An 18012-nucleotide genomic window follows, 5' to 3' on the forward strand; every position below is an offset into this window, starting at 1 on the left:
AAAGCGTGCGATTGATTCTTAATCAACTTTACGACCTTTACGTTTTTTTAAACAACTTAACTATTAGTTTACCTAAAAAACACCCGCTATTCAATATAGTGGGTGTTACAAGTTTATGAAAACTCATTAAGAAGCGCACTCATCGGGATTAATGTGCGACATATTGACGTTGTTGACGTTGTAATCCGGCTAAAACAAATTTGGCAGGGTCCTGTGAAATATCTAACACGCGATCCTCAGCACCACTTAACTGTTCGTTAAAGAGCTGTTCGTAGGCTGGGATGCTCAATTGTTGGCGCTTGGCAAACAACGTCTCAAGCTGACCGCTAACCAACCCTTGCTTAAAATCAGGTTGGACAATGGCTGAATAAAACTCACCCTCAGCTCCTGATCCGTATGAGAAAATTCCTAAACGATCACCAGCTTGCAAAGTAGTCGAATTACTTAACAAAGATAACAAACTTAAATAAACGGACCCCGTGTATAAGTTACCAATGCGTTTGTTGTATACCCGACTTGCTTCAAACTCAGCCAACAAGGCCGCTTGTTGCGTTTCACTAGCTTCGGGCAAAATATCACGCAATGCCTTTAATCCTTGTTTTGTATAAGGTAAATGGAACGCAAAGCCCTTGAAGTCATGAATTGTCCGGCCGGTGACCGCTTTATAGCGCTCCCAGAGCGTCTTAAAGAAATCACGGTACACATCTGCTGAAAAATGACCATCAACCAACGCCTCAGTAGCATAAACGGGACGCCAAAAATCCATGATATCCGCTGATTTGAATTGATTATCACGTTCCAGGGTCACAATACGTGGATTCTCGGTCACTAACATGGCCACGGCCCCAGCACCTTGGGTCACCTCACCAGGTGTGTGCAAGCCATAGCGGGCAATGTCTGATGCCACGACCAGCACCTTAGACCCAGGATGCAAAGCGACATAGTCACGAGCTTGCATCAACCCATATGTTCCCGCGTAGCAGGCCTGTTTCATTTCAATCGTGCGCGTCCACTCATTCAATCCCAACAACCGTTGTAAATAGACAGCCCCAGACTTTGAGTTATCAATACCGGATTCAGTCGCAAAGATAATCGTGTCGATTGCTTGGCGATCGGCCGCTGTCAACATTTGATCAGCCGCATTCGCTGCCATGGTCACCACATCTTGGGTTGGCGGTACGACAGCTTGCTCAGTCTGTCCGATACCCACCAAATATTTACCCGGTTCTTCATTACGCGCACGGGCTAATTCCGTCATATCCGTATAGAGATGTGGCGCAAAAAAACTTATTTTATCGATCCCAACTGGTACCATTTTATTCTCCTTCGGTTAAATCAGCGGCCATGCGACGTACAATTTCACGTGCCACATTAATTTTGCTATCAAGTGCCAAAACTTCATTTGCAACACCAGGCTTCAAAATCGTGACCCGATTCGTATCAACACCAAAACCGGCATCATGTTGTGAGACATCGTTTGCAATCAACATATCAGCATTTTTCTTCTGCAATTTAACTTGCGCATGTGCAATCAAATCATTCGTTTCCGCTGCAAAAGCCACAATATACTGATGTTGCTTAAACTTACCCAATGAAGCAATGACATCAGGATTCTCAACTAACTTCAGTATCAATGGTGCCCCAGACTCTTTTTTAATCTTTTGGTCAGCGATATGGGCTGGGCGATAATCAGCCACCGCTGCAGCCATGACCACCCCAGTCGCTTCATCAAATCGATCCTGTAAAGCCCATAGCATACTCTCAGCACTTTTTACCTGAATGACATTGGCACCCACAGGAACAGGCAGGTCAACCGTTGAAATTAAATCAACCGAGGCCCCTTGTTCTAATAATGCTTGAGCAAAAGCATAGCCCATTTTACCTGAAGAGCGATTAGTAATATAGCGCACAGGATCCAATTCTTCCCGCGTCCCACCAGCCGTGACTAAGAAATGCTTTCCCTGTAAACGACCGCTCCGTTGCCGGAGTCGCATTTCTGCTTGTGCCATAATCTCGGCTGGTTCTGGTAACCGACCCCGGCCAGCGTATCCTTCAGCTAACAATCCCAAAGCTGGTTCAATCACAATGACGCCATCAGCACGTAATTGGGCGACATTTCGTTGCACTGCAGGATTATCGTACATCTTCGTATTCATCGCTGGGACCACAATAATCGGCGTGTGGGCGGCTAATAACACCGTGGATGCAGCATCATCAGCAATACCATTGGCCATTTTGCCAAGTATATTAGCAGTTGCTGGTACCACGAACAGATAATCAACCTGGTCGGCCAAATGAATGTGACTAATTTCAGGGTCAGTGGGCGCCATGAACAAGTCTGTCAGCACTGGATTACCCGTCAGCGTCGCAAAGGTTTTTGGCGTAACGAATTCAGTGGCCGCAGCAGTCATCACCACATACACGTCCGCCCCCTGTTTCTTTAAAAGTCGGGCAAAAATTGCGCTCTTGTACGCAGCCACACCACCGGTAACCACAAGGGCCACTTTTTTATTTTCAAACATGCTATTTACTCCAAATCGTTTTTCATAAAATCAATTTCAATTAATTTTATCATAGTACTTGCAAAGCAAAAAACTATCTGGTAATATATTTTTTGTTGTTAAATAAATGGCTCATTGGTCAAGCGGTTAAGACTCCGGTTTTTCACACCGGCATCCAGGGTTCGACTCCCTGATGAGCTATTATCAGTTTTTGCTGATATTTTTGCCATAACAACTCTGGCTCATTGGTCAAGCGGTTAAGACTCCGGTTTTTCACACCGGCATCCAGGGTTCGACTCCCTGATGAGCTATCTAAAAAAACCTCCGATTTATTTCGGAGGTTTTTTATGCTTTTAAGATGTTACCATTCTATTCACCACGACTTGCCGCAATGGCTTGTTTTAAATCAGCAATTAAATCAACTGTATTTTCTAACCCCACCGATACCCGAATCAATTGATCAGTAATCCCCAACGCCTCGCGCTGGGCTGCCGTCATATCATGGTGAGTTTGGACTGCCGGTACCGTAATCAAACTCTCAACCCCACCCAAACTCTCAGCAAACGAGAACACGGTCAAATGGCGGAGAAATGCGTCGACCGAGTAGGCTGCATTCAAATAAAAACTAATCATGCCACCAACGCCTGGATATAAAACCCGATCAACCCCTGGCAAATCGGTTAAGACTTGGACCACTGCTTGTGCATTTGCCGTGTGCGTCTTCATACGCACATGTAACGTCTTTAAAGACCGAATCAATAACCAGCTATCGAATGGTGCTAGCACTTGACCAGTGGTGATTAAAGCGTCATCAAACGCGCTCACATACTGTTGATTTTTTAAAACAACGGCCCCGGCCAGAATGTCATTATGGCCACCTAAATATTTCGTTGCTGAGTGCACCACAATATCCGCACCATCAACCAATGGTTGCTGATAAATGGGGGTCAAAAAGGTGTTATCAACCGCAATTAAGATATCAGCACGCACAGCCTTGACCGCCGCCACCACCGCTTGAATATCGATCACTTTCATGGTTGGGTTTGAAGGTGTTTCTAGCCAAATTAACTTCGTCTTGGGGGTGATTTGCGCAACCAAATCGACCACCTTAGCGCCATTCCAAGTATCATACGCAATTTGATAATGATCGCGGAGCTGACCAAAATATCGAAACGTCCCCCCATACAAATCATCGGACGTAATAAAATGTTCACCAGTCTGCAACAACGTTTGGAAAACTAATTGAATCGCTGACATCCCTGAACTAACCGCATAGGCTTTTTGACCAGTCTCTAACTGTGCTAATTGCGTTTCCAGGAGGGCCCGCGTCGGTGCGCTGACCCGGGCATAATCAAAACCGGTTGATTCGCCCAATCCAGGGTGTCTAAAAGCGGTTGAAAAATTCAAAGAAGGTGAAATCGCACCGGTTCGATCATCCTCAGTCCGGTTCGCCCCCTGCACTAACTGTGTCTCAATGTTACTCATAAGATTTCCTCACTTCACCAATGTTCTATGCGTTACCGACGTCAATTTTGCTATCAGACTGCTTGTGCATCAACCAAATCGCACTTTATCACGCAAATAAAAAATCCCGCAAACCTTCAACTCGGTTTGCGGGACGACTACTCGTGTTACCACCCGTTTTTTGGACCATGTCACCACGCTCCACTCAAAACGTACAACTACTAATGAATCAACAGCAATACGCCTGTACGATAACGGGTACATCCCGGGTTGAGCTTGCTATAAATAGTTCACTCCACCGTGACTCCAAGACCATTTTCGATCACTTCCTGATAGCTGCTCACACCATTTACAGCCTCTCTGTGTCAGTCTAACCAGACCTACCATTATCAATCCATAAACTACTTATCTCTTCTTAGTCATTTCCACTGTGCTTATGCATGTATCATAAAACGTACGCTTAATATTTGTCAATTGTTTTATCATTGTATTTTAATTTAAACACGAAACGACCCGCTGATATTAAAAAATCGATGCGTTTTAGCATCGATTGTGATTCATTTCATGCGTTCTGCCAGTACGGCTTCAGACGCGCAACATTACTTCGTACGAGCTTGTTTCCACATCATATATAATGGTCGAACTTGCGTCACAAATGCCGGTACTTCTTCAATCAAGAGATAATTAGCACCATCGACCCAATCAATTGCTTGATCTTGATTCAATGCAATCAAAAACGACTTTTCATCTTCTGAGATCGGAGCCGCCGTAATCGCTGTTTCATCGGTTGCATTGATGTACTTCGCATAATCCTCAATTTCGGAGGCTGGCGTACCCTTGGCACTGATTTTTTTAGTGGCAATTTCTTTGATAACGGATTCGAGTGATGTCTTATTCTGTAACATACTCGTCCAATCCTTAGCAGAGGCTACCATTTGCGCCTGGACAGGGGTGAGGGGCAAATTAGCAAGACCACCATGCTTCATAATTTTATATTCCAACCACCAATATTCAATGACATCTGGAATATTCATCACCAAAACCGCGGCAATCCAGACGCCGACTGGCCAAGTTAATGGGCCAATCATCGCAATGATGCCAAAAACAATAATTTGGATCGCCACTGCATTCAGTAGTCTTTTTAGCAAATTACGGTGTAATTGCTTAGGAACGGCACTTTCGTCTTCAACCTTTGAAAAAGTGACCTTTGGTTGATTCTTTTGCAGGCGCATTGCGAATAACTTAATCACAATCTCACCAATAAAAACTAATCCTAAAATAAAGATGATGCTATTCATATTTGACCCCCATCTTCTAAAAAACGGTTGAACTTAGTCAATTTAATTGCCCAAATTCAACCGCTCTAATTGCTTACTTAGCTTAGCTAAAAAAGCCCTTCTTGTGACTTTCAGCACCGTTCATCGCATTTTGGAAATCCTTCAATGCTTCCTGTTGCTTCTTAGTCAGCTTCTTTGGTACATCAACCGTCACGACGACGAATTGATCACCATTACCGCCACCACGCATGTAGGGCGCACCCATACCGCGCATCCGGATCCGGGTACTATTTTGTGTACCAGCGGCAATCTTTAACTTTTTGTCGCCATGAACCGTTTTAACCATGACTTCACCACCCAAAGTTGCCGTTGCGAAGTCAATGTGTTGTTCTAAGTATATATCAGCCCCGTCACGTTCGAAACCATCTTTTGAGGCTGCAACCCGGAAGACGACATATAGATCACCAAATGGACCACCGTTCAGACCTGCTTCACCCTGACCAGATAAACGCATTTGTTGACCATTTTCGACACCCGCTGGTACGGTAACCTTCAATTCCTTTGACTCACTCTTACCGTCCGCCGTCGTCCGTGTATATGAAATGGTAGTTTCCTTACCAAAGACAGCTTCTTCAAACGTCAAAGTCATCCGGTACTGCAAATCTTGACCCTTACGTGGTCGATTTGGATCCGCATAACCGCCAAACATTTGGCTAAAGATATCCTCAAAACCACCGAAGCCACTTTGGCCATTAAAGCCGCTAAAGCCACCCTGACCATTGAAGCCACCTTGTTGATCCCCCGTGGCACCATATTGATCATACATGGCCCGCTTTTGCTCGTCACCAAGCGTTTCGTAGGCATCTTGTACTTCTTTATATTTATCCTCGGCACCAGGCTCATGATTCAAATCAGGATGATATTTCTTTGAAAGTTTACGATAAGCCTTCTTAATTTCATCCTGCGTGGCATTCTTGTCAAGACCAAGCGTGTTGTATAATTCTGTATTATTCATGAGGAATTAGCCTCCATTAATTTCATTGTTAGTCATAGAACAGCAGGCATCCTGCCGATCATTTAGTTCTATGTATCAAAGCGAGTCTCGATTGAAACTCGCTTTGGATATCAGTGTTGTAGGGAAACACTTTTTATGTGTATATATTATAAATTAGAAATTACTTTTTGTCTGAGACATCTTCAAAGTCGCCATCTACCGTCTTGTCATCAGCTGGCTTAACACCCTCTTCGGCTTGAGCGCCTTCTTGAGGAGCGGCTTGTTGATACAACTTAACAGCTAATTCTTGAGCAACCTTTTCCAAAGCTTCCTTCTTTTCCTTCATTTGGTCAAGATCATCAGCTTCCTTAGCAGACTTCAAGCTAGTCAAGGCTTCTTCAACTGGCTTCTTATCAGTATCAGGAAGCTTATCACCAACATCTTCTAACGTCTTTTCTGATGAGAAGATCAATTGATCGACATCATTACGCAAGTCAACTTCTGCCTTCTTCTTTTGATCAGCTTCTTCGTTAGCCTTAGCTTCATTCATCATGCGCTCAATTTCATCTTCAGAAAGTGAACCTGAGTTTTGGATGGTAATCTTTTGTTCCTTGTTAGTTCCCAAATCCTTAGCAGAAACCGTCACGATACCGTTACGATCAATGTCGAACTTGACTTCGATTTGTGGAATACCACGAGGAGCTGCAGGAATGTCAGTCAATTGGAAACGACCCAAAGTCTTGTTGTCAGCGGCCATTGGACGCTCACCTTGCAAGACATGGATATCAACAGCAGGTTGGTTATCAGCCGCCGTCGAGAAGACTTGTGACTTTGAAGTTGGGATAGTCGTATTACGATCAATCAACTTAGTCATCACGCCACCCATGGTCTCGATACCAAGTGTCAAAGGCGTCACGTCAAGCAACACGACATCCTTAACATCACCGGTGATGACACCACCTTGAATAGCAGCTCCCAAAGCAACCGCTTCGTCAGGGTTGATTGAGTGGTTAGGCTCCTTACCAGTTAAGTCCTTAACGAATTCTTGAACTGCTGGAATACGGGTTGAACCACCATTTAAGATAACTTCATCGATATCTGAGTTCGTCAAACCTGCATCCTTCAAGGCTTGTTCAACTGAAACCTTAGTCTTTTCAACCAAGTCACTCGTCAATTCATTGAACTTTGCACGAGTCAATGACGTTTGGATGTGCAAAGGACCGTTGTCTGATGAAGCGATAAATGGCAAATCAATTGAAGCTTCAGTTGATTGTGACAATGTCTTCTTGGCAGCTTCAGCAGCTTCCTTCAAACGTTGCAATGCCAATGAATCCGCCTTCAAATCAATGCCGTTTTCAGCCTTGAAGTTATCAGCCAACCAGTCGATAACCTTGGCGTCGAAATCGTCACCACCCAAGTGTGTATCACCTGATGTTGACAAAACTTCAAAGACACCATCACCCAACTCAAGGATTGAAACGTCGAAAGTTCCACCACCCAAGTCGTAAACCAAGATCTTTTCATCCTTAGTCAAGTCATCCAAACCATAGGCTAGCGCAGCAGCCGTTGGTTCGTTGATGATACGTTCAACTTCCAAACCGGCAATTTTACCAGCATCCTTAGTTGCTTGACGTTGTGCATCGTTAAAGTATGCAGGAACTGTGATAACAGCCTTATCAACCGTTTCACCAAGATAATCTTCAGCGTACTTCTTGATGTATTGCAAGACCTTAGCTGAGATTTCTTGTGGCGTGTAGCTCTTGCCAGCAGCTTCGACCTTGTAACCAACTTCACCCATGTGTGACTTGATTGACATAATCGTATCTGGGTTTGTGATTGCTTGACGCTTAGCAGCGTCACCAACAATTTCCTCACCACCCTTGAAAGAAACAACAGATGGTGTTGTACGTGCACCGTTTGGATTAGTGATAACCTTTGGCTTACCACCTTCCAAAACAGCGACTGCTGAATTAGTTGTACCTAAATCAATACCAATAATTTTTGACATAATTTAAAACCTCTTTTTGAAATTTATATTTCGTGCTTCATTTTTCGTTGTTCGGTTCATGCAACGAATTCTAAGTCCAATAGTTGCACTCACAATTCGTTGCATGAACGCCATTTGTATTGCTGGGTTAGTTGTAAACAACTACCATTGCTGGTCGGATAACCCGATCATGCAAGACATACCCCTTTTGGAACACTTGGGCGATTGTGTCTGCAGGATGCTCATCATCGGCCGGCTGTGATTGAATAGCTTGGTGGACATTTGGATCAAACGATTCACCTGCCACACCAACAGCCTTAATATCATTTTCTGCAAGGGCACTAACCAGGTTGTTGTAAACAATTTCAACGCCAGCCTTGATTTGTTGTGCGGCCTCATCCGCTACTTCAACCGCGAGGGCCCGTTCCAAGTTATCAAGCGCTGGTAACACTGACTTTGCCAATTTGGAACTAGCATACTTCAGGGCCGCTGCTTGTTCTTTTGCAAACCGACCATGCATATTTTGCATCTCCGCTTCGGCCCGTAAGAACTTGTCATCAAGTTCATCATACTTGGCTTGTAACTCTTCAAGAGGGTCAACTTCGACAATTTCTTCTGTCGTAGTTTCAACTGTCTCAGCTTCTTCAACCTCAGGCCTTACCTCTTCTTGAATTTCTTCATCGACTGACTTTTGATCTTCCGCCATGTCAACACCTCTTTTCTAATAGTATTCTTTTAATTCACTGACAAGAGTTTCACGAACTGTCGCGAGCAAAGTGACCACTTCTGAATAATTCATATTGGTGGGTCCAAGGATGGCGATTTCACCGGTACCATGATTAGGTACCCGGTAGGAAGTTGAGGCCAAGCTATATGGCGACAACAAGTCATCATCATTTTCAGAACCAATTTGAATCATCACACCATCATTTGCAGCGCCAATGACCTGACGCATTTGTGCTGGTGATTCAAGGAGTTGGTACAATGCCTTAATATCTTGCAGATTGGTATCCGTTGTAAAATCAAAGACATTTAACCGACCGCCAATAAAGACGGTATCTTGTATTGAACGAGCCAAAATATCCCCAAATAATTGTAGGAAAGCAGCTGGTGTCCGAATAGTCCGCTCCAACCCAAGTGGTAAATCACCACTCAAACTTTGCAAAACCACTCGAATCGGCTGACCGACTAATGTCTGGTTGATGTTACTGACCAAAGACTGCAAATCAGAACTACTTGACCCCGTTGGTAATCGGAAGCTCTGACTCGTCACCTGACCATCACTAGTCACAACAATCGCCATGTTTTGCTGACCATCAATTGTGACAAGCTGGAATCCTGACAAACGTACGTCTAAGGCTTCCGGCTTCAAAGCAACCACTGTGTAACCTGTCACTTCAGCTAGTATGCGAGTGACCTGTCCCAACAAGTCATCAACTTGTTGGAAACGATGGTTGAACACCCGCCGCAACTTCACCTCAAGCTCCGTTGGTAATCGCCGTGACTTCATCAAGAAATCAACATAGTACCGATACCCCGTTTGCGAAGGGACGCGTCCTGAGGATGTATGTTCCTTTTGTAAAAGTCCTTGATCCTCAAGATACGCCATTTCGTTACGAATTGTGGCTGAACTGACCGGCAACTGTAACTCTGCCAGTAGCGTCTTTGAGCCAACTGCGCGGCCAGAACGCGCATAGTCCGCAATGATCGCCATCAATATTAAACGTTGACGTTCTGTTAACATTTGCGCGCCTCCTTGTTAGCACTCTTGTTTCTTACTTGCTAACATTTATTATAATACACACATCAAAGGACCTTGTCAACACTTTTAGCACACTTTTGTTCAGAGTGCTAAAAGTAAGTTAAACAAAGGCACCAAGCGTCACCTTGGTGCCTTTGTTTAACTTACTTACGATATTTATCTAATTTCTCATCAGTCGTCAAAATATGTTTCTCAGGTGCATACGCCAATTTAATGTAATTATTGATCATTTCAGCACCGGCTGCGACACTTGCTGCTTGAATGGCTGGAATCAAGGCCACCAATTGATCCAAATCACCTTCAATTGTCGTTTCAAAGGCACCGACCTCATAATTCAATCCACTTGCATCAATTGCCGCAATCGCCGCATCGACGATTTCAAGTAACTTAGCCGTGTCAGTTGTATTTGGTAACACTTGAATTGCCATTGCTGCATTTGCCATTTTATTCTCTCCATTCCATGCTTACGCATATAAAAAACTCATCCCTAGACCATAAGTCTAGAGATGAGTTTTCGATATCATCTATTAAACTTACTTCCCTACGCAAATGTTAATTTGATCAGGTTCAAAGGGTTCATCTCAACCATTGCTGGTGCCCCTAGTAAAATTTATTTTTATTGACTACTTAGCCGCATTTTCTGCGTAATACGCAAACACAGCTGTAACAATTTCTGCTGATTGCTTATCTTGGATCAATAGGTCAAGCAAGTGGCCCTGTGTTTCTTCTAATAATTCTTTACTATATGCCATGATGGCCACCTCTATCTGTCATAATATCTATATTGTAGCACTATTTTGCCGACTTTTTAACCAATCTGATGCTATTTGTGTTTTAACGCTTCTGTTGATATAAGTCCACTAACCGCTGCCGCAAATCATCATCATACGCTGTCAAATACAAGCCAAACTTACCACGCTTCATCAACACATTCAGAACGTTAGCAATAAACTCCTTGTACTGGGCTTCTGTAAATTTCATATCAGAGCGCTTTTTAAAAATTTCTTTGTGTGAATACTTTGACGGAATAATGGTCATGGCATCCGTCTTTGCATCATAACCAAAAGATGGCCCAATAATCATCCCCACATAATTCAAATCAAACCCCTGCAAGGTGTAAATTGTCCCCACTTGGTCAATTGAGTATTCCCGCTTAGCCCAGTGCATGCGTTGTGGATCCCACTCATCCCAGGGCTTTGAAAAGGTATCCATCTCGACATTATGCCGGCCATCAATCCGGGGAAATCCTGAAGTAGCTACCACGCGTGATAACCCAACTTCTTTATTTTTTAATTTAATTTGTTCATATAAAGCACCGGCTGTGTCAAACACTTCAAACTCGAAAGGACTATTTTCAGGGAATGCATAAATGGGCTTTTCAGCCGTTAAATCATCAATCCAAGCAACCTGTTCTTGGCTAGCAACCATACGATATTGAAAATCCATATCAAATTGCTTGTAAGGATGATTACCAATCGTTTTAAATAATAAGTCCTTTGACCAATACATCTTTGATTGGAAGACTTGCGCAAAATCATACACGACAACCACGATCTTGGCCAAGTTCATCAGATCGGTTAACTGGTTCTCACCGCGATAGTGCGCATAGGGTTCTGATTTGGAATATAGCAAATGCGCTTCATCCACGAAAATAACATCATATGACCAATTCTTTTTCTGTGCCTCATTAATCAATGACGTTGGTCGTCGAATATCACGTTCTTTGATACCAGGTATATCTTCAGCTAAATCTTGATAAGCCTTATATAGCTCGGGATGATTCACGACCAAGGCGGTACGGTACTGCTTATCGGTCATGTATTGCTTCACTAATTGCATCAAGACAACTGATTTTCCTGTACCGGCAGCACCTTGAATAATAGCAACCGCATGCTGATTACCCCGAATCCCGGCCGCGATATAGTCATTCATCTCAGCAATGACTGTTTGTTGCTGATCGGATAATTCATCGATCAAAAATTGTTCTTTTAGGATTTCACTCATGATAACTCTCTTTTCCGCTAACTTCTTTTCATATTATACACATTTGTAAGTATTGAGCTACTTTTCAAGCACCTTAATATAGGGATTAGTTTTCTAACGGAACCAATTGAACACCCTGTTCAAATAAGCTATATTAAGCAGTAATTACAAATCAATTAAAGGAGTATCATCATGAAACATATTGAACAAAATGCCCAGACCCAAGCAAACATTAAAAAAGCTTTCATCTCGTTGATTAACGAAAAAGGGTTTTCAAATCTAACCGTTTCTGACATCACGCGTACGGCCGGCATCAGTCGTGGTACCTTCTATGTGCATTTCACCGACAAATTTGCCTTGCTTGAACACCTGGAAAATACGATTCATCAATCAATTGCGGCCGCGATTCAGTCCAACATTGATTATGCCATTGATAATACTCCAAACAACAAAGCCGAAGAACTCTTTAATACGTTTAATGCTGCGCTCGATTATGCAGATTCAGAACGTGAAACTATTCGTACCTTATTTTCAGAAAAGGGGGATCCCCAATTTTTCAATCAGATTAAAGACCTGGTTGATGACATGATTTCTAGTAAATTAATCGCGTCCAACGGCCATTATTCTGATATCATCCCCATTGACTATACCAAACAAATCGCCATTTACAGCATTTTAAACATTATTCGCCATTGGCTCAACAAAGAACACCCAGAATCACCCGCGGAAATTGCCACCATTCTGATGCGCAGTCGTTTTCTGGCGCCCCATGACTTGCTGGTCTTTGATGACGGTCAAGCATAAAAAAAGAGATTCACCTAAGGGAATCCTTAAGTGAATCTCTTTTTGGTTAGGCTTCTTCTGACAAGATTCCCTCAACTTCAGACGCATCAACTAATTCAACGTGAACCAAACCACGCTTTAATTGTAGCTCCAAATCCTTTGTCAAACGGGATGCTTCCTTCTTGGCCAACTTTTGTGCCTTATTCATGTTCAGAACCTCATTTTCCGCTTTTTTTATATTGTAACATTCTAAACCAAAGAATAGGCAATTGAACTATGACCATCGCCATGTTTTTTCACCAGCAATTGTTGTTGAATTTCACGTTTCATGGCATCAACGTGCGAAATGACGCCAACGAGACGCCCACCCGCTTCGACCGAACGCAACGCCTCAATCGCCTGTTCCAAAGTCCCACTATCTAATGAACCAAACCCTTCATCGATGAATAATGCCTCAATTTTGGCACCACCCGCGCGATTTTGCACCACTTCAGCCAGCGATAGCGCAATCGCCAACGCTGCCATAAAGGATTCTCCGCCTGAAAGGGTCGTCGTTGAGCGCTGCACCCCACCAGCTGCATAATCGATGACGTTAATTTCCAAGCCATTTTGATTTTGCACACCATGTTGGGTGTCATCCAAGGTAAATTGATAACGCCCATTTGACAGCGTATTAATATAATTGGCGTTAGCATAGTGTAATACTTCAAGCATAAACTGGCGTAAGACATACCGTTCCAAATTAAGCTTAATCCGACCACGACCGGTCATCACGACCACCAATTCATTTAGGGCTTTCCCGGCCGCATTTTTTTGTTCAATCGCCCTGATTTGTGTCGCAATGGCGTCCACTTGGTGCGCAAAATTGGTGACGGTCGTTCGGATTATCATGTACCGTTCATGGCTTTGCTTATACCGCATTTCAGCATCTGTCTGAACTTTGCGTAGTGCTTCTAAATCAGGCCGCGATTGATCCGCCAATTGCGCGTTGAGCTGGGTCAACTGCTCATGGACAGCTTGCACATTAGCTTCATAGGTTGTGATCTCGCGCTGAAGATCATTTGCTTCATCCGCTAATCCTGGTTGTTGTAAAAGCTCGATGAAGTCAGTCAAGTTGGTGACTGAAAATTTGGTAAACAACCCCGTAAAGTCCTCTTCATGGGCTGTTATCTGCATGGCCACCTCAGCTTGCTGCTGTTGTGCTAATTTCAACTGGGTCTCAATGCGTTCAATCGCAATGGCGGTTTTTTGTTGTGCCTTGGCCAATGCGGTTTGTGCTTCTTCAAAGGTGCTAATCACGCCATTTAATTGCTGTACTTCTTCATCGTAGGCGGTCATCGATAACACTGTTTGCCCGGCCGTCAACTGGGCTAACTGGTGTTGTTGCTCCTCGCGGCTGACTCGCCCGGTGGTTAACCGCTGTTCTATTTGTGCAATGGCGGCGGTCGTCTGATTTAGTTGTGACTGAGCAGTCGCCTTGGCAGCGGTGAGCGCCTCATAGCGGGTTTGGTTGGCTTTCAACAGATCTCGTAATGTCATCACATTCGCGGTCACCTGGGCTGCTTCAAATGCAGCTGGCCAGGTCATCGTCGTGGCAAATGCAGCTGCAGTCACCAAAAAATCAGCATACGCGTCGGCCAGTGCTTGTTGCGACTCACCTATCGTGACAGCTAATTTATCTAGTGCTTGCTGCACGCCTGTCATCTCGGTATGCACCTGTGTGAGAGCGGTCAACGCCTCTTGCGCCCATTGTTCTGCTGCATCAACTGCATCCATTTGCTGATGCAAGTCAGCTTGATCCAGGTTTTGGAGATGAACATCATTGTGTTGGCCAGTAAAAATTTCACCACAGATAGCGCAAGGCTCACCAACAACTAAATCTGCCTGCAACATGGCAATCATAATCCGTGCCCGTTGCCGCTTGGCTTCTTGAGCCGCTGCCTGCGCAGTCTCATTTTGCGTTGTTAATCGTTCAGCCCGCGCCTGCAACTCATTTAATTTAGCGCGTTGCGTCTGTTGCTCCTGTTCAGTTTGCATAATCGTTGCTTGTTGGGCTTCTAACCCGGTATACTGCAAATCTAAATCGTGTTGCTGACGTTCAACTTCCTTCAAATCGGCCAATTGGTCAAGTTGATCTCGTAAGGACTGGACCTGCGTTTCTTGAGTGCCAAAATCCGTCTGAACACTTGCTAATTGGCTGGTGTCAGTCTGGAGTTGGTGCTCTGTCTTATCGATTTGACCCTCCAAATCAGTCACTCGGACTGCTAAGGGTTTCAACTCTTCTAATATCTGACGCCGACGTTCGCGCGCGTCAGTCACTTTAGTTTGGGTGTTTGTCAACTGGTCCTGCCGTTTTGCTTGGGCCGCCACTTCTTGTAAAACCTGGGTCCGTTCAGCGACCAAGTCAGCTAGCCTTATTGTCAGTTCCTCGGCCTCTTTTTGCAAGCTTTGATAAGACACCACTTGTGGCTGATAACTCAAAGCCTCATGTAACCATTGTTGTCGCTGTCGTTGTTGCGCAAACCGCGGTTCGTCGGCTAACAAGCTCGCCTCACGCACGGCCAGTTCTTGATGCCGATCAAACTGCGCTGATAAAGTCACAGCCATGCTATACGCCTGGGCTGCCTCCGTCTGCTGTTGCTCAGCGACCTCGGCCTCTTTTTGCAGTCCTGCCAATCTAGACTGTTCGGCGACCTTGACTTGTTGGGCCTGGGCCAAGCGTTCAGATAGCACACCAGCTACCGGTTCAACAGTGTCCGTTGGCCATGATAAATTTGTAAATTGGCCCTCAACCTGATCCGTCAGCTTTTCAATCGCTTTTGCCTGGGCACTATTAGATTCCTTCAATTGCTGTGTAAAGGTATCAAAAATTTCGGTACCAAATAACGAACGCAAGGTATCCGCTTTGACATCACTGGGAGCACTCAGAAATTTACGAAATTCACCTTGTGGCAGAATAATAATTTGCCGAAATTGTTCCGCCGTTAAATGCAATAATTCCGTAATTAGGCGATCAACGATATTTTTCTTCGTGCCAAGCGCTTTCGTTTCATGGGTCAAATCAGCAGCAACTTCCGCCATCTCAACGGTCGCTTTGGCGTCGACTAATTTTGTGGGATCTTTACTACGCACACTACGCCGTAAATAGGTTGGTTGCCGTTTGACCCGATAATATTTACCATGATGCTCAAACCAAAAAGTTACCGCAGTCGCGTCATCAGGGGTGGCAAACTCTGAGCGCATCTCAGTGCCTTTACGATCGATGACATCCCCAAATAACGCATACGTCATAGCATCAAACATCGTCGTTTTACCGGCACCAGTTTGACCCGATATCAAAAATAATTGTGACTCCGTGAATTTTGTGAAATCAATGGTCTCATCAGCATAGGGCCCGAAATTTTGCATTTTAATTTTTAATGGTCGCATCTTACACTCCTCGTCCAATATCGGTCAGCATCATTTCTACTAGCTGAACTTGTTCAGCTGACAGCGGCTTTTCAGCGACCGTTTCGTAAAAATGACTGATGATTTCCTGATCGGAAAGGGTGCCATCCACCAATTCCGACTGCACCACATTACCCAATTGTGCATTCTGACCAACATAATTGACTTCCACGATATCGCCATAAATGGTCGTCAAAATCCCGCGTGCATTCCGAACATCTGGAAAATCAGTCAACGATATGCTAAACCAATTGGCACCCTCCCGCGCGTACTGCTCATAAAAGGCTGGTGCGGTGATTTCTGAAAACGTGCCCTTGATAACGATTAAATCTTTGACGGGTTGAATGGGCCGCCACTTCACAGTAACCGTGTCACCAACCTCAACGATATAAACCCCTTTTTCAGCTTGAGCTTCCTTAGTATTGAATTTAACCGGGGAGCCTGCATACCGGATGGTGTCAGTTGGGCTGGCTTGGCGCAAATGAATATGCCCTAACGCCACGTAATCAAAATCGGCAAACAAACTTGCTGGGACACCCTTTAACCCCCCAACTTGTGAATTGGTTTCAGAGGTCAGTTCATAGCCTATGTTCCCTGTGCCAATCACGTTATAATGCGTCACCAAAATGTGATGCTTGCCTGGCTTAAATTTAGCAACCAGATCAGGAATGATTCTAGCCATCACCGCTTCAATGCTCGTGTAATCCCGGCTTTCTTCATCAGACATCTGGTAATAGATGCGCGCATCCAATGGATCTAAAAATGGGAGCATAAAAATCTGCATGTCTGGCAACTCTACTGGCTCAAAAGCTTCTGCCAAGGTTGTGTGTATGAAAAAAGCAGTGGTTTCACGCCACTCTCGACCGGCCCCTAAACGCACCGCCCCATCGTGATTACCTGAAACAGCGTAGATTGGCCAATGATGCTCAAGGTTCATAATGCGGGCCATTTGTTCAAATGCTTCAACAGCATTTAATGGTGGAATACCACGGTCATATAGATCACCAGCGATAATAATCCCATCGACAGCTTCATCTTCGGCAATGGCGACAACTTGTTGAAAAGCATTCCATTGCTCAGATAGCAACGAAAATGCTCCCAGTTCCTTACCGATATGCCAATCAGCTGTATGTAGAAATTTCATATGTGCCTCCGCTACTCACTTCATATATATTGAGTCTATTATAGCAATATTCGAGACCTGCATAAATTACCCATCATTTTTGCATGCAGTGTAAGCGTTTACGCGTATAATATAAAGTATCAACCCAATGGAGGATACATCAATGACTAAATACTTACACGTCACTTTTGGTTCTAAAGCCGTATTACAAAATATTCGTAATACCTATTCAAACCGAACACTATTGATGGCCCAAGATGAACGGGATGCCCTACGCTACCAATTAATTGAATTAACTGATCACGAAGACACGGTCTTTGCGGCACCGACCACCTACACCATCATGGAAGAATACGGTGATACGCAAGATATTCGTGGCTGGATGCACTGGACTTTTATCACCCTAAACGATATGGAACGCGACAACTTTTTACGACAGTGGCATAACTGGACCACACACGATGTCGCTAACCGACATGGTTGGTTGTCCACCCGGTTGTTAAAAGTCGCTAATTCGCACGACTTCGTTTTTTTGGAAACTTGGCAACGTCGTGAAGACTATTTCAATTGGACAGTCACTAATCAGGCATCCATTCAAAATCTCACTGGTAACGCTTCACACTATAATCTCCGCGAAAATAATTATCACTTTGCGGCACTCACTAATTAAATGCCCTGCATTCGCGCGGCG

At 44.2% G+C, this 18012-nt stretch carries 16 protein-coding genes, 2 tRNA genes and 1 riboswitch; of the genes, 4 read left to right on the plus strand and 14 right to left on the minus strand.

Annotated features, from left to right (window positions below):
* Nucleotides 1-148: 148 nt before the first annotated feature.
* Both WSWS_RS05355 and coaBC read right to left on the minus strand, forming a co-directional pair.
* Nucleotides 149-1315: a hydroxymethylglutaryl-CoA synthase gene (locus WSWS_RS05355; protein ID WP_070230318.1), complete on the minus strand. Its 1167-nt coding sequence runs from the start codon at nt 1313-1315 to the stop codon at nt 149-151.
* A gap of 1 nt (nt 1316) precedes the next feature.
* Nucleotides 1317-2522 carry a bifunctional phosphopantothenoylcysteine decarboxylase/phosphopantothenate--cysteine ligase CoaBC gene (gene coaBC, locus WSWS_RS05360; protein WP_070230319.1) on the minus strand — a complete coding sequence of 402 codons (1206 nt, stop codon included), beginning with the start codon at nt 2520-2522 and terminating at the stop codon, nt 1317-1319.
* A gap of 108 nt (nt 2523-2630) precedes the next feature.
* Between coaBC and WSWS_RS05365 the strand changes: the two genes are divergently transcribed.
* Together WSWS_RS05365 and WSWS_RS05370 are read left to right on the plus strand one after the other, a co-directional pair.
* Nucleotides 2631-2702 (plus strand) — tRNA-Glu (locus tag WSWS_RS05365).
* A gap of 38 nt (nt 2703-2740) precedes the next feature.
* Nucleotides 2741-2812, plus strand: a tRNA-Glu gene (locus tag WSWS_RS05370).
* A gap of 58 nt (nt 2813-2870) precedes the next feature.
* Here WSWS_RS05370 and WSWS_RS05375 read toward each other — a convergent pair.
* The 9 genes from WSWS_RS05375 to WSWS_RS05410 form a co-directional block, all read right to left on the minus strand.
* The gene (locus tag WSWS_RS05375) at nt 2871-3986 is read right to left on the minus strand and encodes an aminotransferase class I/II-fold pyridoxal phosphate-dependent enzyme (RefSeq protein WP_070230320.1); all 1116 of its coding nucleotides are present in this window, start codon (nt 3984-3986) and stop codon (nt 2871-2873) included.
* A 578-nt stretch (nt 3987-4564) separates the two neighbouring features.
* The gene (locus WSWS_RS05380) at nt 4565-5263 is read right to left on the minus strand and encodes a hypothetical protein (protein WP_070230321.1); all 699 of its coding nucleotides are present in this window, start codon (nt 5261-5263) and stop codon (nt 4565-4567) included.
* 82 nt (nt 5264-5345) lie between these two features.
* On the minus strand, nt 5346-6257 hold the full coding sequence (locus WSWS_RS05385) for a DnaJ C-terminal domain-containing protein (protein ID WP_070230322.1): 912 nt from the start codon (nt 6255-6257) through the stop codon (nt 5346-5348).
* A 160-nt stretch (nt 6258-6417) separates the two neighbouring features.
* Complete coding sequence (gene dnaK, locus WSWS_RS05390) at nt 6418-8244, minus strand: molecular chaperone DnaK (protein WP_070230323.1); 1827 nt, start codon at nt 8242-8244, stop codon at nt 6418-6420.
* 127 nt (nt 8245-8371) lie between these two features.
* Nucleotides 8372-8929 carry a nucleotide exchange factor GrpE gene (gene grpE, locus WSWS_RS05395; protein ID WP_070230324.1) on the minus strand — a complete coding sequence of 186 codons (558 nt, stop codon included), beginning with the start codon at nt 8927-8929 and terminating at the stop codon, nt 8372-8374.
* Between the two features lie 15 nt (nt 8930-8944).
* Nucleotides 8945-9967, minus strand: a complete 1023-nt coding sequence (hrcA, locus tag WSWS_RS05400; RefSeq protein ID WP_070230325.1) for a heat-inducible transcriptional repressor HrcA — start codon at nt 9965-9967, stop codon at nt 8945-8947.
* A gap of 161 nt (nt 9968-10128) precedes the next feature.
* Nucleotides 10129-10428: a thiamine-binding protein gene (locus WSWS_RS05405; RefSeq protein ID WP_070230326.1), complete on the minus strand. Its 300-nt coding sequence runs from the start codon at nt 10426-10428 to the stop codon at nt 10129-10131.
* 78 nt (nt 10429-10506) lie between these two features.
* Nucleotides 10507-10597, minus strand: a riboswitch (TPP riboswitch).
* Nucleotides 10598-10608: 11 nt separating this feature from the next.
* Nucleotides 10609-10737, minus strand: a complete 129-nt coding sequence (locus WSWS_RS08295; RefSeq protein WP_257784809.1) for a hypothetical protein — start codon at nt 10735-10737, stop codon at nt 10609-10611.
* Nucleotides 10738-10819: 82 nt separating this feature from the next.
* Nucleotides 10820-11989, minus strand: coding sequence for a DUF2075 domain-containing protein (locus WSWS_RS05410; protein WP_070230327.1), 1170 nt, complete (start codon nt 11987-11989; stop codon nt 10820-10822).
* Nucleotides 11990-12160: 171 nt separating this feature from the next.
* Between WSWS_RS05410 and WSWS_RS05415 the strand changes: the two genes are divergently transcribed.
* The gene (locus WSWS_RS05415; RefSeq protein WP_070230328.1) at nt 12161-12772 is read left to right on the plus strand and encodes a TetR/AcrR family transcriptional regulator; all 612 of its coding nucleotides are present in this window, start codon (nt 12161-12163) and stop codon (nt 12770-12772) included.
* Between the two features lie 46 nt (nt 12773-12818).
* Here the strand turns inward: WSWS_RS05415 and WSWS_RS08190 are convergent, their stop codons facing one another.
* Genes WSWS_RS08190 through WSWS_RS05425 form a run of 3 tightly spaced genes read right to left on the minus strand, consistent with a single transcriptional unit; the run spans nt 12819 to nt 17342 of the window.
* Nucleotides 12819-12959: a hypothetical protein gene (locus tag WSWS_RS08190; protein WP_164699448.1), complete on the minus strand. Its 141-nt coding sequence runs from the start codon at nt 12957-12959 to the stop codon at nt 12819-12821.
* Between the two features lie 41 nt (nt 12960-13000).
* On the minus strand, nt 13001-16180 hold the full coding sequence (locus tag WSWS_RS05420) for an AAA family ATPase (RefSeq protein WP_070230329.1): 3180 nt from the start codon (nt 16178-16180) through the stop codon (nt 13001-13003).
* 1 nt (nt 16181) lies between these two features.
* Nucleotides 16182-17342, minus strand: a complete 1161-nt coding sequence (locus WSWS_RS05425) for an exonuclease SbcCD subunit D (protein WP_070230330.1) — start codon at nt 17340-17342, stop codon at nt 16182-16184.
* Between the two features lie 142 nt (nt 17343-17484).
* On the opposite strand from WSWS_RS05425, the gene WSWS_RS05430 reads away from it, so the two are divergent.
* Nucleotides 17485-17991 carry a hypothetical protein gene (locus tag WSWS_RS05430; RefSeq protein WP_070230331.1) on the plus strand — a complete coding sequence of 169 codons (507 nt, stop codon included), beginning with the start codon at nt 17485-17487 and terminating at the stop codon, nt 17989-17991.
* Nucleotides 17992-18012: the final 21 nt, after the last annotated feature.

The sequence above is a fragment of the Weissella soli genome (genome assembly GCF_001761545.1).
GTDB classification, from domain to species: domain Bacteria; phylum Bacillota; class Bacilli; order Lactobacillales; family Lactobacillaceae; genus Weissella; species Weissella soli.

Bases quoted from the DNA above. Each gene is read 5' to 3' on its own strand.
- WSWS_RS05355 (WP_070230318.1), bottom strand. From the start codon at position 1,315: ATGGTACCAGTTGGGATCGATAAAATAAGTTTTTTTGCGCCACATCTC.
- coaBC (WP_070230319.1), bottom strand. From the start codon at position 2,522: ATGTTTGAAAATAAAAAAGTGGCCCTTGTGGTTACCGGTGGTGTGGCT.
- WSWS_RS05375 (WP_070230320.1), bottom strand. From the start codon at position 3,986: ATGAGTAACATTGAGACACAGTTAGTGCAGGGGGCGAACCGGACTGAG.
- WSWS_RS05380 (WP_070230321.1), bottom strand. From the start codon at position 5,263: ATGAATAGCATCATCTTTATTTTAGGATTAGTTTTTATTGGTGAGATT.
- WSWS_RS05385 (WP_070230322.1), bottom strand. From the start codon at position 6,257: ATGAATAATACAGAATTATACAACACGCTTGGTCTTGACAAGAATGCC.
- dnaK (WP_070230323.1), bottom strand. From the start codon at position 8,244: ATGTCAAAAATTATTGGTATTGATTTAGGTACAACTAATTCAGCAGTC.
- grpE (WP_070230324.1), bottom strand. From the start codon at position 8,929: ATGGCGGAAGATCAAAAGTCAGTCGATGAAGAAATTCAAGAAGAGGTA.
- hrcA (WP_070230325.1), bottom strand. From the start codon at position 9,967: ATGTTAACAGAACGTCAACGTTTAATATTGATGGCGATCATTGCGGAC.
- WSWS_RS05405 (WP_070230326.1), bottom strand. From the start codon at position 10,428: ATGGCAAATGCAGCAATGGCAATTCAAGTGTTACCAAATACAACTGAC.
- WSWS_RS08295 (WP_257784809.1), bottom strand. From the start codon at position 10,737: ATGGCATATAGTAAAGAATTATTAGAAGAAACACAGGGCCACTTGCTT.
- WSWS_RS05410 (WP_070230327.1), bottom strand. From the start codon at position 11,989: ATGAGTGAAATCCTAAAAGAACAATTTTTGATCGATGAATTATCCGAT.
- WSWS_RS05415 (WP_070230328.1), top strand. From the start codon at position 12,161: ATGAAACATATTGAACAAAATGCCCAGACCCAAGCAAACATTAAAAAA.
- WSWS_RS08190 (WP_164699448.1), bottom strand. From the start codon at position 12,959: ATGAATAAGGCACAAAAGTTGGCCAAGAAGGAAGCATCCCGTTTGACA.
- WSWS_RS05420 (WP_070230329.1), bottom strand. From the start codon at position 16,180: ATGCGACCATTAAAAATTAAAATGCAAAATTTCGGGCCCTATGCTGAT.
- WSWS_RS05425 (WP_070230330.1), bottom strand. From the start codon at position 17,342: ATGAAATTTCTACATACAGCTGATTGGCATATCGGTAAGGAACTGGGA.
- WSWS_RS05430 (WP_070230331.1), top strand. From the start codon at position 17,485: ATGACTAAATACTTACACGTCACTTTTGGTTCTAAAGCCGTATTACAA.